Source organism: Burkholderia sp. R-40 (genome assembly GCF_049942845.1).
GTDB lineage: Bacteria > Pseudomonadota > Gammaproteobacteria > Burkholderiales > Burkholderiaceae > Burkholderia > Burkholderia ambifaria.
In genome coordinates this window covers 943317-959109 of sequence record NZ_CP187969.1, presented here as the reverse complement: position 1 = coordinate 959109, position 15793 = coordinate 943317, and the positions used below count along the sequence as shown (strand labels likewise).

The following is a 15793-nucleotide window of genomic DNA, read 5'->3' as shown; positions in this document are numbered from 1 at the left end:
GTGGCGCAGACCGTTCGTTCAAACCTGGGACGCTGCTCGTCATCGTGTCGATCTCCGATTCTTGTCGTTCGTGGCTTCACCGGCATTGGGCTTGCCGCGGCATGCGCACCGCGAGTGCGACATAAAAACCCGCCCCACGTGATCCGTCGTATGACGACCGTATGAAATAGTGGGAATCTATCGCTCTGCACACCTGAAAAGTCTGCTGCCCGCATGCCGGCGACGATCATATCTCGCAAACGTATCAATCGCCATTTTTTTCCGCTTTCTTAGCATGTTAATCAACCGCCGCGCGACAATCTACTATCTGAAAATTTGGCACGGCGCCGCAAATTCGTGGTCCTCAGCACCCTCCGTTCCGTTACAATCCGCGTCGTCATGCGATAACTGATTTCGCCGCACGACATCGCCTGCCTCCTGTGAGACTCGTCAAGGAACCCACGCGACATGCACGACACCCCTCTCCTGCTTGAATCGAACGCGCGCGTTTCCCGGCGCACCTTCCTTTACAGCGTCGGTGCGCTCGCGCTGTCGGCATGCAACGGCTCCGGCGCAAGCGAGAACGTGCGCGGCGTCACGACCGCGGCAGCGGCGGCCGGCAACCGTGCGCTCGCGCGCGTGGCGACGGGCACGGCCGCCGTCACGACCCGCACGACGTTCGTCCATCCAGGACTGCTGCACACGCAAGCCGATTTCGACCGGATCGCGCAGAAGGTCGCGACCGCCGCGTCGCCGTGGCGCGAAGGCTGGAACACGCTGATCGCGAACAGCCATGCGCAGCTGACGTGGTCGCCGCGCCCGCAGGCCGTCGTCACGCGCGGCGGCACCGGCGCGCAAAACTATCCGGTGCTGTACAGGGACATCGCGGCCGCCTATGCGTGCGCGCTGCGCTGGAAGGTGTCGGGCGACAAAGCGTATGCGGACAAGGCCGTGCAGATCATGAACGAATGGTCGTCGACGCTGCAGAACCTCGCCGGCGACTCGAACGTCGACCTGGCCGCCGGCCTCTACGGGTACGAATTCGCGAACGCCGGCGAAATCATGCGCACGTATACCGGCTGGGCCGCGGCCGACTTCGCCGCGTTCCGCGCGATGATGGCCGACAAGTTCTACCCGGTCAACGCCGACTTCCTGAATCGCCACAACAACACGGACATCACGCACTACTGGGCGAACTGGGATCTGTGCAACATCGCGTCGATCATGGCGATCGGCGTGCTGTGCGACGACCACGCGAAGTTCGACGAAGCCGTCAACTATTTCATCGACGGCGCCGGCAACGGCGCGATCGCGCAGGCCGTCTATTACCTGCATCCCGGCCATCTGGGCCAATGGCAGGAATCGGGCCGCGACCAGGGGCACAACACGCTCGGCATCGCGCTCGCCGGCGCGATCTGCGAAATGGCGTGGAACCAGGGCATCGACCTGTACGGCCACGACAACAACCGCTTCCTCGCGGGCGCCGAATACGTTGCAAAAGCGAATCTCGTGCAGCCGGACGGCACGTTTCCGACGGTGCCATACGCGCGCTACGCCAACGTCGACGTCACGCAAGCGCAATTCTCGACCGGCAGCCAAGGCGTGATTCGTCCGTGCTGGGCGCTCGTCTACAACCATTACGTGAACCGCAAGGGACTCGCCGCACCGTGGTCTCAGAAGTTCGCGCGTGCAATCCAGCCCGAAGGCGGCGGCGGCAACTACGGCGAAACGAGCGGCGGCTACGACCAGCTCGGCTACGGCACGCTGACCTGCACGCGCGATCCCGTTGCGCCCGCAACCGCACCGAGCGGGCTGACCGCGTGGCCAGCCGCAGGGAAGGTCGTGCTGTCGTGGTGGGGCATCGCGAACGCGGCCAGCTACGACGTGAAGCGTGCCGCCACCGCGGGCGGTCCGTATACGACCATCGCGACCGGCATCGTCGATCCGTTGACGTATACCGACCACCCGGCCGCGGGCACCTGGTACTACACGATCAGCGCGCGCACCGCATCGGGCGAATCCGCGAATTCGGCGGAAGTGGCCGCCTCGACGGCGCTGCAACTGCATACGCTGCTGACGTTCGACGAGACGAGCGGCACGAGTGCGGCGGACGCGAGCGGCAACGCTCATGCGGGCACGCTCGTCGGCGGCGCATCGCGCGGGGCCGGGAAAACGGGCAATGCAGTGGCGCTCGACGGCTCGACAGGCTACGTCGCGTTGCCGAACGACATCGTCGCGGACGTGTCGGATTTCACGATCGCGGCGTGGGTCAACTGGCGCGGCGGCCAGACGTGGGCGCGCCTCTTCGATTTCGGTTCGGGCACCGGCCGCTATCTGTTCGTCACGCCGAAGAGCCACGGCGGCACGATGCGCTTCGCGATCACGACCAACGGCGGACATGGCGAGTGCACGATCGACGGCAACGCGGCACTGCCGGCAGGACAATGGGCGCACGTCGCCGTCACGCTGGCGGCCGACATCGCGACGCTCTATCTGAACGGCAATGCGATCGGCTCGGCGAATGACGTGATCTTCGCGCCGTGGCGCATCGGGAAAACCGCGCAGAACTGGATCGGGCGTTCGCAGTATCCGGGCGATCCGTTCTTCAACGGCCTGATCGACGAATTCCGCATCTATCGCGGTGCGATGTCGGCCGAACAGGTGAAGGCGCTCGCGCAGGGAGCGTGATGCCCGCTGCCGCCGGCCGCGCGGCCGGCGCTTACAACATCGCCTGACTGATCAAACCGTACTGCACATAGACCGGATCGGTCGCGCCGCGGTGCGCGTCGGCCGGCGCGTTGCGAACCATCTTCGAGCAGGTATCGACGCGTTTCAACCCCTGCGCGTCGAGCCAGTCGGGCAAGCTCGTGCCCGACGGTACGTCGATGCGAACGAATTCGTTCTCGCGTGCACTCAGCCAGTGACTGATCAGCGCCTTCGCGTGCGCGTCGTCGCTCGAACGCGGTGCGACGACTGGGCCGACCACGTAACCGCGACCGAAGCGGCGCAGCACTGAGAATCCGGCGATCTCGCCATCCTGCTCGAGCACGACGCTTTCGCCCCGCTTCATCAACGCCGACATCAGCGCGTCGCGCTCGAGGCCGGAAGCACGCGCGTCCAGCTCGACGAAGCGGCTCAGGTCCGCAGGCGTGCCAGCCCGCAGTCGAGCGCCGTCGGGCAGCGCCACCGCTGCGGGCCGACTCACGTTCCCTTGAAATTGATCCAGCGATCCGCACACGTTGAAACCGAGCTTTTCGTAGAGCGGCTGGCCGGCTGGCGTCGCATGCAGGAACACGATGCGCTGCTCCAGCTCGTCGAGCAGGATCTCCATCAGCGCGCGGCCGATCCCTCGGCCCTGATGCTCGGACGACACGATCACGTGTCCGATCGCGGCACGGTCCGCACCGTACTTCCAGCACATCGCCGTACCGATGACCACCCCGTTTTCCTCGGCCGCGAACGCGATCGAGGTGTCCGCGGAAAACTGCCAGTCTTCCGCCCTGAACGGCCAGCGAAGCGCCATGGAGAGTGCGTGGGCCGCGGGGACGTCGGCCGCGGTAAATCGTCGATAGTGCAGCGCCGTCGCGGCGCCGGAAGCGTTCATCACGTGTTCGTCGTTCATCAAAGTCATCCTTCGAAATGGCGCAGTTTCATAACCCGACTATAGGAAGGAATAATTTTCCTGTGCCTAACGATCTATAAATGCGCCATTAATTAAAACTTAATACCAAGTGCGCGCATGGCCATTCGATGCGCGGATCGACTGCCGACTGGTTCAGCCTCGCACACAGCTTGACGGAAATCGCGCGAAATACTCCCGTGCGAGGGCCACCCAGTACCGGACGCCCGCCGGAATGATGTCGTCGTTGAAATCGTATTTCGGGTGATGCAACGCCGGCGACGTCGATCCGACCGGCGCGTTGCCGATCAGTACATACGCGCCGGGGCGCTCCTCCAGCATGAAGCCGAAGTCTTCGGACGTCATGTTCGGCGGCACGTCGGGATACAGGCGTTCGTCGCCGAACGTGTCGCGAATCACCGCTTCGCACAGTGCCGTCTCGACCGGCGTGTTGACCGTCGCCGGGTAGTACTGAAAGAATGCGACGTCGACCTGCGCGCCATAAGCCGCCGCCAGCCCTTCGCACATGAGCCGGACGTCGCGCTGCAACTGTTGCTGCAACGCGGACGACAGCGTGCGGATCGTGCCGCGCAGCTCGGCCGTGTCGGGAATGACGTTGTCCGTCGTGCCCGCATGGAACATGCAGACGGAAATCACCGCCGGGTCGACGGGATCCTTGTGCCGCGCGGCGATCGTCTGGCACTGCAGCACCATCGAACACGCGAGCGGCACGGGATCGATGCCGAGGTGCGGCTGCGCCGCATGCGCGCCCTTGCCGGTGATCGTGATCCTGAACCGCGAGCCCGCGGCCATGATCGGGCCGGTGCGCAACCCGAAATGCCCGGCCGGCAAACCGGGCCAGTTGTGCATGCCGAATACCGCCTCCGTCGGGCATTGCTCGAACAGCCCGTCGTCGATCATCTTGCGCGCGCCCGCGCCGCCCTCTTCCCCCGGCTGAAACACGAAATGGACGGTGCCCGGCAGCTGCGGCAACGCTTTCAGCACGCGTGCGGCGCCGAGCAGCATCACGGTATGACCGTCATGGCCGCACGCGTGCATGATCCCGTGCGTGCACGACGCATGCGCGAAGTCGTTGGCTTCGTGGATCGGCAATGCATCCAGATCGGCGCGCAGCACGATGCCGCGGCCCGGATCCGCGCCGGGCAGGCTCGCCACGACGCCCGTGCCGCCCAGCCCGCGCGACACCGCATAGCCGAGCGCTTCGAGCTCGCGGGCGACGACGTCGGCCGTCCGGTGTTCTTCGAATCGCAGCTCGGGATGCGCATGCAGGTCGCGGCGCAGCTTCGCCCAGTGCGCGTGATGCGCTTGCAGCGACGTGTCGGGAATCACAGGGTTTTCCAATTTCGGCACCTTCGGAAAGTAGACGGCTGCGTCAGTCGTAATAGCCGAGGATCGACTTGATCTCCATGTACTCCTCCATCCCTTCGACTCCGTATTCGCGACCGTTGCCCGACTGCTTGTAGCCGCCGAACGGCGCCTGCGGATCCCATGCCGGATAGTTCAGATGCACCTGCCCCGACCGGATGCGCGCGGCCACCGCGCGTGCGCGTTCCTTGTCGGCGCCCTGCACATGCGCGCCGAGCCCATAGACGGTGTCGTTCGCGATCGCAACGGCTTCGTCGACCGTATCGTAAGGAAGGATCGCCAGGACCGGCCCGAAGATCTCCTGCTGCGCGATCGCCATGTCGGTGCGCACGTCGGAAAAGATCGTCGGCCGCGCATAGAAGCCGCGGTCGAATCCCGCGGTCCGTCCGGGGCCGCCGGCGATCAGCTTCGCCCGTTCGTCGATGCCCACGTCGATCATCTGCGCGACGCGACCGAACTGCGCGCGATTGGCGAGCGGGCCGTGCGTCGTCGCGTCGTCGAACGGATCGCCGACGATCAGCCGCTGCGCTGCCGCGACGGCCAGTTCCTCCACCGCGCCAAGCGCGTCGCGCGGCACGATCATGCGGGTCGGCGCGCTGCACGATTGCCCCATGTTGCGGAACGCGGCGGCCACGCCCGGCGCGATGGCCTGCTGCAGGTCCGCGTCCGGCAACACGATGTTCGGCGATTTGCCGCCCAGCTCCTGCGCGACGCGCTTGACGGTCGGGGCCGCCGCCTGCGCGACGAGCACGCCCGCGCGCGTCGACCCGGTAATCGACACCATGTCGACTTCGGGGTGCGACGAAAGCGCGGCGCCCACCGCCTCGCCGCTGCCGCTCACCAGGTTGAACACGCCCGCGGGCACGCCCGCATCGGCGATCACTTCCGCGAACAGCAGCGCGCTGAGCGGCGACAACTCGCTGGGTTTCAGCACTACCGTGCAGCCTGCGGCGAGCGCCGGGCCGACCTTCGCGGTGATCTGATAGATCGGCCAGTTCCACGGCGTGATCAACGCGCATACGCCGATCGGCTCGCGTACGACCGCGGTCGTCCCGCGCCGCGAGACGAACGGGTAGCGGGCCAGATTGTCGCGCGCGACGCGGATATGTTCGGCCGCGAGCGGCACATGGGCGCCGCGTGCATAAGCGATCGGCGCGCCCATTTCGAGCGCGAGCGCCGTGGCGAACCATTCCGCGCGCTCCAGCATCAACGCATGCACGCGGTCGAGCAGCGCGGCGCGTTGTTGCGGCGAGGTCGCGGCCCAGCGTTCGAACGCGTTGCGCGCGGCCTGAACCGCGCGGTCGGCATCGCGTGCGTTGCCGAGCGGGATGTCGCACAGCGTGTCTTCGGTGGACGGGCAGATGACCGCGAACCGGTCGCCGCCGTCGGGTAACACCCAGTCGCCGTCGATGAAGAAGCGATCGAGCCTGCCGGCTTCCTTCAGATGATGAACCGGCGAATTGACGAGTGAATTCATTGCAACGTGTCCTTGAGTCGATACCATGCGCCGACGAACGGCAGAAACCACGGCTTGCCGAAGTGGCCGGGAATCGCGGGCCAGTCGAAGCTTTGCCACGGGTTGAGGTCGGCGCGTCCGTCCATGATCTCGGCCATCAACGTGCCCATCAGCGTGGCCATGTGCGTGCCGTGGCCGCTATAGCCCATCGAGTAGTAAACGCCGTCGCGCTCGCCGGCGCGCGGCAGCCGGTTGGCCGTCATGTCGACCATCCCGCCCCAGCAATAGTCGATGCGCACGTCGGCCAGCTCGGGAAACACGGCGGCCATCTGCTGCCGCAGGATCGCCCCGCTCTTTTCGTCGGAGCGCGGATTCGACGCGGCAAAACGCGCGCGCCCGCCGAACAGCATCCGGTTGTCGGGCGTGACACGAAAGAAATTCACGAAGTTCTTCGTGTCGGTGACCATCCGGCGCGTCGGCAGCAAGCGGTCGAGCAGGTCGTTCGGCAACGGCTCGGTGACGATGATGAACGCGCCGACCGGCACGATCCTGCGGCGAACCCAGCCGAACGGCCCGACCTGCGAAATGCCGCTCGCGAGCAGCACCTGGCGCGCGCGGATCTCGCCGAGCGGTGTTTGCACCGCGTACGCGCCGCCCGCCTGCCGCTGCAGGCCGAGCACCGGCGCATGCTCGAGAATATGGGCGCCGCGGGCTTGCGCGGCGCGCGCGAGGCCGCGCACATAACGGCCAACGTGCATCCCGGCGCTCTTGCCGAACAGCAGCCCGCCGTGATATCGGTTCGAGCCGATCTCGTCGCGCAGCTCCGCCTTCGTGACCAGGCGCGTGTCGGGGTCGACGCTCGCCGCGAGCAGGGCCTGGCTTCGCGCGAGCTTGTCGTAGTGCTCGGGCTTCGCCGCGAGCTTCAGCTTGCCGCGCCGCGCGAAATCGCAATCGATCGACTCCTCCCGGACCAGCCGCTCGACCGTATCGACACCCGCGTCGAACGCGAGATACAACCGGTTCGCCAGTTCCGTGCCGATGCGCTGCGACAGCGACGCGTAATCCTGCGCGAAGCCGTTGTTGCACATGCCGCCGTTGCGTCCCGATGCCGCCTGCCCGACGGTGCCCGCCTCGCAGACGATCACGCGCGCGCCTTTCTTGGCCAGCGCCAGTGCGGCGGCCGAACCGGTGATGCCGCCGCCCACCACCACCACGTCGCAACTTCCGTCATGCAACTCCGGCGAGCTGCTCGCGAATGGCTCCGACGTATCGAGCCAGTAGGAACTGAAACGCATCAGGCACTCCCAAGCTGTCCACCGCACCGTGCTGCCAGGCCGACCAACGTTCGCCGCGCCGATCCGGCCGCTTGCCCGCGATCCGGATCGGCGCGCCTCGTCCAGGCAGCCCCCGCGTCAGCGCGACGGTCCTGCATTAGAAATCCGCGACCTTGCCCCATGCGGACTCGCTGAACCGGCCGGGCCGGTACGGCGCCGGGTCCACGAAAGGTTGCGCACCAGACGCGAGATCGGCGATCAGGTGCCCGGCGCCCGGGCCAATCCCGAAGCCGTGACCCGAAAACCCCGCCGCGAGGATCAGCCCCGGCACGCCCGGCACTTCGCCGATGCCCGGCACGCCGTCCGGCGTGCTGTCGACGAACCCGGCCCACGCGTGCGTGATCTTCGCTTCGCGCAGTTCGGGCAACAGTTCGGCCGCGCGGCGGTACGTTTCGGTGACCGTCGGCATGTCGGGCTTCGGATCGAGAATGCGCACGGCTTCCATCGGCGTCGGCGCGTCGAGGCGCCAGCGCTTCAACGTTTCGTGGCCGCCGCGCACGCCTTCGAGGCCGCCCGGCAGCAGATTGCGCCAGCGTTTCGCGAACATCGGCACGAATTGCGGCGCGAAGCGCAGGAACTGCGGCGTCAGGTCCACGCGCGCGCGGCCGCTGATCGCCAATGCGTAGCGTCCGTCGCTGCGGCGCGTGATGGACACGCCGGACGTGTACATCGCATCCGGCAACGGCGTTTCGACCGGCGACACGCTCAGGATCGACTGACGGATCGACGCTTGCGGAAACCGGATGCCGAGCTGGCGGCAGAACGACGACGCCCATGCACCGCCGGCCATCACGACCGTTCGGGTCTTGATGACGCCCGCCTCGGTGACGACGCCCGCGACCCGGCCGCCTTCGAGTTCGATGCCGCGCGCCGCGCAGTGCTGGTGGACACTGCCGCCCAGCTTGATCAGCGCGGCGGCCACGGCCGGCGCGGCCTTGCCTGGATCGGCCGTGCCGTCGGTCGGCGAGAACACGCCGCCCTTCCACTGCCGCCCGGTCGCGTGGCCGCGCTCGGCGGCCTGCTTGCTGTCGAGCATGTACGTGGTCACGCCCGCGGTCTTCGCGAATTCGCCCCAGCTGGCCCAGCGGGACAGCTCTTCGTCGTCATTGCTCAGATACAGCAGCCCGCAGCGATGAAAGCCCGTGTCTTCGCCGGATTCGGCCGCGAATCGTTCCCACAGGTCGATGCTCTTGCTCGCCATCGGCAACTCGCGCGCATCGCGGTTCTGCTGCCGGCACCAGCCCCAGTTGCGGCTCGACTGCTCGGCGCCGATTCGGCCCTTCTCGACGAGCGCGACCGATATGCCGCGGCGGGCCAGATAGTAGGCGGTGAAGACGCCGATGATGCCGCCGCCGATCACGACGACGTCGGCCGCGGCCGGCGGCGTGGACAAGGTTTCGATATGGCGCAGCGGAGGGGACATGCTCAGTCTCGTTCGGTGGAGGGTTTGACGTTCTGCATCACGTAGAACTTCGCCACGCGTTCGCTGCTTTCCCACCCGATCGACGCGCCGCGCGGCACGAACAGCGCGTCGCCGGTACCGAGCGACTGCACGCTGCCGTCGGGCGCCGCGAACCGGACGCCGCCGTCCAGCAGGAACATGAACTCGTTCGCACGATGCGGCCGGACGATCCGGTGATACGGCGTCGAATCCCATGTGCCCGCGCAGTACCCGGCGCCGTCGTCGGTGAACACGTTGTCGCTGCGGCATTGCGGCGCGGGGCCGAGCAGCACCTCGGCCGGCAGCGTGGCGGACGGCTTGAAGTCTGCGTCGGCACGCAGTGCAAAGACGCCGCGTTTCGTCGGTTGCGCGCACGCTGCCGCGCAGAACATCAGCCGCACCGGCGATTGCGCGGCGATGCGCAGCGCCGTGCCGCCGCCGATGACGGCGCCCTGTCCCGGGCCGACCACCAGCGGTGCGGCCCCGCCCGCTTCGAGCGTCAGTTCGCCTTCGACGACCACGAGGGTTTCGATGTGCGGAAAGCTCGCGATGTCGAGTTCGCCGACGAAGCCGATGCGCCCCGCGGCCATCGCGTCGGGGCCTTCCCACGCGATCTCGCGATGCGACGCGAACGGATCGCTCGCGCCGAAAGCCTGCTTGCGGAACGCGGTGGAAGGCGGTGCGCCGTCGGCCCGGTGCAACACGAAAACTGCGGTCATTTCTGCTCCTGTGCAGTGCGTGACGGATTCGTTCGAAAGCTGTCACGCGATATCGGAAAACGTCGTTCGCCGGCTCTCCTGCCGGACATCCTCAGCGGGGCATGTCGTCCATGCCTGTGCTTACGCCGCGTGACACGACGCATCGCGGCGTTCGCTGCGCATGCGCGTCGATGGCGCTCGCACCGGCGCGCCGCCCGTGCGGGCGACCACGTAATCGCGCGGCGTGATCCCGAGCACGCGCCGGAAATGCCGGCACAGATGGCTCTGATCGAAGAAGCCGACGTCGGTCGCGACGACCGACGGCGCGAGACCGGCGCGCAACAGGTCCTGCGCCCGCCGTATCCGCACGAGACACAGATACCGGTGCGGCGACAGCCCGGTTTCGCTGCGAAAGCGCGCGGTGAAACGCGACACGCTCAACCCGGCCACCGCCGCGAGCGTGTCGAGGTTCAGCGGCTGCGCGAACGACGCGTCGATCGTGCGCAGCACGTCGCCGATCGCCGGCGAGACGGGCCGCGCGACACGCGGCGAGCCAACGAATTGCACTGTCATATCGAATTCTCCCGGCGCTCGCTTCAATGCAGGAAATCCTGCATCCGGTAATACGCGCCGACGAGCGGCAAGAACCACGCGTGCCCGAAATGGCCGGGTATCGCCGGCCATTCGAGCTCGCGCCATGGGTTCGACGCGGCCGCGCCATACAGCACGTCGGCCATCACGCGGCCCATGTGCACCGACATCTGCACGCCGTGGCCGCTGTAGCCCATCGAGTAATAGAGCCCGTCGTGCTGGCCCGCGCGCGGCAGCCGGTCGGCGGTGATGTCGACGAGGCCGCCCCAGCAGTAGTCGAGCCGCACGCCGGCCAGTTCCGGGAAATAGCCGGCCATGCCGGCACGCAGGACGTCGCCGCTCTTCGCGTCGGAGCGCGGGCTCGACATCGCGAAGCGCGCGCGGCCGCCGAACAGCAGCCGGTTGTCGGGCGTCACGCGGAAGTAGTTGCCGATCTGGCGCGACGTCACGTATGCGCGGCGATGCGGAAACAGCCGGTTCAACTGCGCGTCGGGCAGCGGCTCGGTCACGACGATGAAGCTGCCGACCGGCGCGATGCGTCGCCGGAACCACGCGAACGGCCCGTGCTGCGATGCGCCGGTCGCGACCAGCACGCGGTCGGCGACGATCGTGCCGCGGGCGCAGGTGATCCGGTGGCGCTCGCCGTCGAGCCGATCGAGCTGCGTGACGGCCGCGTGCTCGTACACGCGTGCGCCGGCCCGCACGGCCGCTTGCGCGAGGCCGACGCCGAACTTGCCCATGTGCATCTGCGCGCCGTTGCGCTGCAGGAGTCCACCGTAGAAACCGTCGGAGCCGACTTCGTCGCGGATGTGCGACGGGTCGATCAGCTCGATGTCCGGATCGACGTCGCGCCGCAACGCGTTGAAGGTCTTTTCAAGCCCCGCGAAATGCTGCGGTTTCGCGGCGAGCTTCAGCTTGCCGGCGCGCCGGAAATCGCAATCGATCGCCTGTTCGGTCACGATCGTCTCGACGCTCTTCACCGCGCTTTCGTACGCACGATAGAACTGCTTCGCCTGCGCGGCGCCGATGCGCGCGGCCAGCGACGCGTAGTCCTGCGCGACGCCCGTATTGCACTGGCCGCCGTTGCGGCCGGACGCTTCGCCCGCGACCTGCGCGGCTTCGAGCACGACCACCGAGACGCCGCGCTGCGCGAGCTCGAGCGCTGCCGACAAGCCGGTGAAACCGCCGCCGATCACCACGACGTCGGCCCGCCCTTCGACGGGGCCAACGCTATCGGTGCGAAACGCGGGGCGGGTATCCAGCCAGTACGATTCCAGTTTCATCGGATCCTTCTTGTCCATGCCGGCAATGACGATCGGCGACCGTTCAATGAGAATCATTTAATCACCGTCAAAAACCGCGGTTGCCGCGTATTCGCGCGCGGCACGCGTACAAATTGCCGTTTTGCGCGACCGCCGCGGCAGACTATGCGGCGGGTCGTTCACCGCACCGCGCGATGAACGGTTCGCGCGCCACGCACTACAGCTGCACCGGCGTGACACCAGCGGGAATCGGCTCCGCCTGGAAGCGCGCGAGATCCTCCTCGCTGCGATGGCACAGCACCTGCGCGCCGTTCCCGAGCGTGCGCAGCGACGGGGCCGTCCGGTTGCACACGCCGTCCACGCGCATCGCGCAGCGCGACAGGAACGGACACAGCTCGGCCTCGTTCTCGCGCTCGCCGATCGGCACCAGCGGCCGATGGCAACGCTCGGCCGCATCGTCGAGCCAGCCCGCGCGCAACTCCGGCGCGGACGACACCAGCAGATGCGAATACGGGTGATAAGGCGGCGCGCACAGCGCGTCGCGACTGCCCGTCTCCACGCGGCGACCCGCATACAGCACGACGATGTCGTCGCTGATCGCGCGCACCTTCGCGATGTCGTGCGTGATGAACACGTACGACACGCCAAGCTTCGCCTGCAGGTCGCGCAGCAAGTCCATGATCGCGGCGCCGACCACGGTGTCGAGTGCCGACGTGACTTCGTCGCACAGGATCAGGTCGGGCTCGGCCGCGAGCGCGCGCGCGAGGTTCACGCGCTGCTTCTGCCCGCCGGACAGCTCGCCGGTGCGCCGCGCGGCCACCGCCTGCGGCAGCCGCACGAGGTCGAGCAGTTCCGCGACGCGCTGCCGCGCCCGCGCGCCCTTGATCCCGTGATAGAACGCGAGCGGCCGCGCCAGCGTGCGCTCGACGGTATGCACCGGGTTGAGCGCGGTATCGGCGTTCTGGAACACGATCTGCACGCGGCGGTGCTGCTCCTTGGAGCGCTTGCCGATGTCGAGCGCGAGCGGCTCGCCGTCGAGCAGGATCTGCCCGGCCGTCGCCGGCACGAGGCCCGCGATCACCTTCGCGAGCGTCGTCTTGCCTGAGCCCGATTCGCCGATCACGCCGACCGTCTGCCCGCGCCCGATGCGCAGGTCCACTTCGTGCAAGATCACCTTCGCGGGCCAGCCTTTCGCGGTGCGGCCGCCGTAGCCGGCGACCGCGCCGCGCACGTCGAGCAGCGGCGCGGGCGCGGCCTGCGCGAATTTCGCATCGCGTTCGATCGCGCCCGGCGTGACCGCCGCGATCAGGCTTTGCGTGTACGGATGCGCCGGCGCATGCAGGATCTGTTCGGTCTCGCCCGCTTCGCGGATCTGGCCGTCGCTCAACACGACGATCCGGTCGGCCATCTGCGCGACCACGGCCAGGTCGTGCGACACGTACACCGCACTCATCCCATAGCGCCGGATCACGTTCTTGAACGCCTGCAGCACGTCGATCTGCGTGGTCACGTCGAGCGCGGTGGTCGGCTCGTCGAGGATCACCAGCTCCGGATCGGTGATCAACGCCATCGCGGCCATCAGCCGCTGAAGTTGACCGCCCGAAACCTGGTGCGGATAGCGCTTGCCGATCGTCTCCGGCTCGGGCAGCGCGAGCGCGCGGAATAGCTCGACCGCCTTCGCCTGCGCATCGCGCTTCGTCATCGTCTTGTGGATCAGCGCGCTCTCGATCACCTGGTCGAGAATCGTGCGCGACGGATTGAAAGCGGCAGCCGCGCTCTGCGCGATATACGCGACCTTTCGGCCGCGCAATGCGGTCAGCGCCTGCGCGGACAGCGTGCATACGTCCGTGCCGCAGAGCTTCACCGAGCCGCCGGCGATCCGGCAGCCGGCGCGCGCATGGCCCATCAGCGACAGCGCGATCGTCGTCTTGCCGGAGCCCGATTCGCCGATCAGCGCGAGCACCTCGCCGCGCGCGACGTCGAAGTCGACATCGTGGACGATCGTCGTTTCCGTGCCGCCCGGACGGCCGCCGACCACGCGCAGCCCGCGCACCTCGACGAGCGGGTTCGATTCGTGTCGCATCAGTGTCCTCCGGCGGCGCCGGCCGCGCCCTTGCGGCGGCCGCGATGCGGCAGGCCGTCGATCATCAGGTTGACGCCCACCGTCAGGATCGCGATCGCGACCGCGGGCATGATCGCGACGGCCGAGCCGTCGCCGAGGCTCGCGATGTTCTCGCGCACGAGCGAGCCGAGATCCGCGTACGGCGGCTGCACGCCGAGCCCGAGAAAGCTCAGGCCGCTCAGCAGCAGCACGACGAACGTGAAGCGCAGCCCGGTGTCCGCCAGCATCGGGTGGATCATGTTCGGCAGCATCTCGACGCACGCGATGTACAGCGCGCTTTCGCCGCGCGCCTTGGCCACCTGCACGAATTCGAGCGTGCTGATGTTGACCGCCAGCGCACGCGCGATCCGGTACGAGCCGGGCATGTAGCTGATCGCGGCGGTGAGGACCAGCAGCGGCAGCGACGAGCCGAATGCGGCGACGAACATCAGCGCGAACATCTTCGACGGAATCGACGTGAGCGCGTCGAGCAGCCTGCTCATCGTCTCGTCGACCGCGCGGCCCGACACGGTCGCGAGCAGCCCAAGCGTCGTGCCGGTCACCGCGGCGAGCAGCACCGCGGCGAGCGCGAGCAGCACGGTCAGCCGCGTGCCGTACAGGATCCGGCTCAGCATGTCGCGGCCGAGGAAGTCGGAGCCGAACGGCAGCTTCGCACTGAACGACGCGAACACGTCCGGCGTGACGATCGCGCCGACGTCATGCGGCGCGATCAGCGGCCCGAACACCGCGACGAACAGCATCAGGCCGACCATCGACAGGCCGACGCGGCCGCCGGCGGTCAAGGCGATGCGCGCGGCGCGGCGCTTGCGCGGCTGGTCGGGGGCGGGCGCGGCAGGCGGCATGCTGCCCCGCCCGAGGGGCGGGTCGCCGGATGGCGGCAGCGCGCTGCTGCGTTGTACGGGTTCGATCGGTTGCATGGGCGGCATCTCGGAAGGAAAACGAAACACTCAAGTGCGCAGTCGCGGGTTCGACACGATCGAGCACAGGTCGGCGAACAGCACCAGCGTCAGGTAAGCGACGCAGAAGATCAGCGTGCAGGCTTGAACCAACGGGAAATCGCGGTTGCTGACGGCGTCGACCATCAGGCTCGCGAGGCCCGGATAGTTGAAGATCGTCTCGACGACGATCACGCCGCCGAGCAGATACGACAGGCTCAACGCGATCGCATTGGCGATCGGGCCGATCGCGTTCGGCAACGCATGGCGCAGCACGACGCGCGCGGGGCTCGCGCCCTTCAACACGGCCATCTCGACATACGACGCGCTCAGTTGCTCGATCACCGCGGCGCGCGTCATCCGCGCCATCTGCGCGATCACGACCGCGCACAGCGTCAGCACCGGCATCGCATACGCACGCAGGAAATCGTGCAGGCTTTCGATCGGGCCGCTGTACGACAGCGCGGACAGCCAGTGCAGCTTCACCGCGAACACGAGCACGGCGACCGTCGCGATCAGGAATTCCGGCGTCGCGACGAGCGACAGCGTGCCGAGGCTGATCACGCGGTCGATCGCCGACTCGCGCTTGACCGCCGCGAGGATCCCGAGCAGCAATGCGATCGGCACCGACACCGCGGTCGTGATCGCCGCAAGCGCGAGCGACTTCGGCAGGCGCCCGCCGATCAGCTCCGACACCGGCATGTCGCCGGAAAACGACCGGCCGAAGTCGCCGTGCAGCAGCCCGCCGAGCCAGTGCAGGTAACGCACGTGCGCCGGCATGTCGAGACCGAACTGCTGGCGCAGCGCGGCGACCGTCTCCGGCGTCGCCGACTGGCCGAGCGCGGCCTGCGCGGCGTCGCCCGGCAGCAGGTTCGTGATCGTGAAGATGATCGCGGATACGATCAGCAGCGTCAGCGCGGTGACCGCGATGCGCCGACCGATCAGCCCGATGAGAATTCGGTTCATGGAG

At 67.7% G+C, this 15793-nt stretch carries 12 protein-coding genes; 1 reads left to right on the top strand and 11 read right to left on the bottom strand.

Going from position 1 to position 15793, the window contains the following annotated elements:
* The first annotated feature begins 447 nt into the window (after window positions 1-447).
* Window positions 448-2667 carry a LamG-like jellyroll fold domain-containing protein gene (locus ACP26O_RS33025; RefSeq protein ID WP_175665705.1) on the top strand — a complete coding sequence of 740 codons (2220 nt, stop codon included), beginning with the start codon at window positions 448-450 and terminating at the stop codon, window positions 2665-2667.
* A 31-nt stretch (window positions 2668-2698) separates the two neighbouring features.
* Here ACP26O_RS33025 and ACP26O_RS33020 read toward each other — a convergent pair whose 3' ends face one another.
* The 11 genes from ACP26O_RS33020 to ACP26O_RS32970 form a co-directional block, all read right to left on the bottom strand.
* Window positions 2699-3601, bottom strand: coding sequence for a GNAT family N-acetyltransferase (locus ACP26O_RS33020; protein ID WP_175665706.1), 903 nt, complete (start codon window positions 3599-3601; stop codon window positions 2699-2701).
* A gap of 153 nt (window positions 3602-3754) precedes the next feature.
* The gene (locus ACP26O_RS33015) at window positions 3755-4960 is read right to left on the bottom strand and encodes a M20 aminoacylase family protein (RefSeq protein ID WP_175665707.1); all 1206 of its coding nucleotides are present in this window, start codon (window positions 4958-4960) and stop codon (window positions 3755-3757) included.
* 31 nt (window positions 4961-4991) lie between these two features.
* The gene (locus ACP26O_RS33010; protein WP_175665708.1) at window positions 4992-6461 is read right to left on the bottom strand and encodes an aldehyde dehydrogenase family protein; all 1470 of its coding nucleotides are present in this window, start codon (window positions 6459-6461) and stop codon (window positions 4992-4994) included.
* Window positions 6458-7735: an NAD(P)/FAD-dependent oxidoreductase gene (locus ACP26O_RS33005; protein WP_175665709.1), complete on the bottom strand. Its 1278-nt coding sequence runs from the start codon at window positions 7733-7735 to the stop codon at window positions 6458-6460. The genes ACP26O_RS33010 and ACP26O_RS33005 overlap by 4 nt, the downstream gene beginning before the upstream one ends.
* A gap of 136 nt (window positions 7736-7871) precedes the next feature.
* The gene (locus ACP26O_RS33000; RefSeq protein ID WP_175665710.1) at window positions 7872-9197 is read right to left on the bottom strand and encodes an NAD(P)/FAD-dependent oxidoreductase; all 1326 of its coding nucleotides are present in this window, start codon (window positions 9195-9197) and stop codon (window positions 7872-7874) included.
* Window positions 9198-9199: 2 nt separating this feature from the next.
* Window positions 9200-9934, bottom strand: coding sequence for a cupin domain-containing protein (locus tag ACP26O_RS32995; protein WP_175665711.1), 735 nt, complete (start codon window positions 9932-9934; stop codon window positions 9200-9202).
* Between the two features lie 120 nt (window positions 9935-10054).
* A complete protein-coding gene (locus ACP26O_RS32990) occupies window positions 10055-10486 on the bottom strand; it encodes a helix-turn-helix domain-containing protein (RefSeq protein ID WP_006749705.1) in 432 nt (143 codons plus the stop codon).
* A gap of 23 nt (window positions 10487-10509) precedes the next feature.
* Complete coding sequence (locus ACP26O_RS32985) at window positions 10510-11844, bottom strand: NAD(P)/FAD-dependent oxidoreductase (protein ID WP_175665712.1); 1335 nt, start codon at window positions 11842-11844, stop codon at window positions 10510-10512.
* A gap of 139 nt (window positions 11845-11983) precedes the next feature.
* The gene (locus ACP26O_RS32980) at window positions 11984-13849 is read right to left on the bottom strand and encodes an ABC transporter ATP-binding protein (protein ID WP_175665713.1); all 1866 of its coding nucleotides are present in this window, start codon (window positions 13847-13849) and stop codon (window positions 11984-11986) included.
* Window positions 13849-14805 carry an ABC transporter permease gene (locus tag ACP26O_RS32975; RefSeq protein ID WP_165754441.1) on the bottom strand — a complete coding sequence of 319 codons (957 nt, stop codon included), beginning with the start codon at window positions 14803-14805 and terminating at the stop codon, window positions 13849-13851. Before ACP26O_RS32975 ends, ACP26O_RS32980 begins: the two co-directional genes overlap by 1 nt.
* A 30-nt stretch (window positions 14806-14835) precedes the next feature.
* Window positions 14836-15789, bottom strand: a complete 954-nt coding sequence (locus tag ACP26O_RS32970) for an ABC transporter permease (protein ID WP_175665714.1) — start codon at window positions 15787-15789, stop codon at window positions 14836-14838.
* Window positions 15790-15793: the final 4 nt, after the last annotated feature.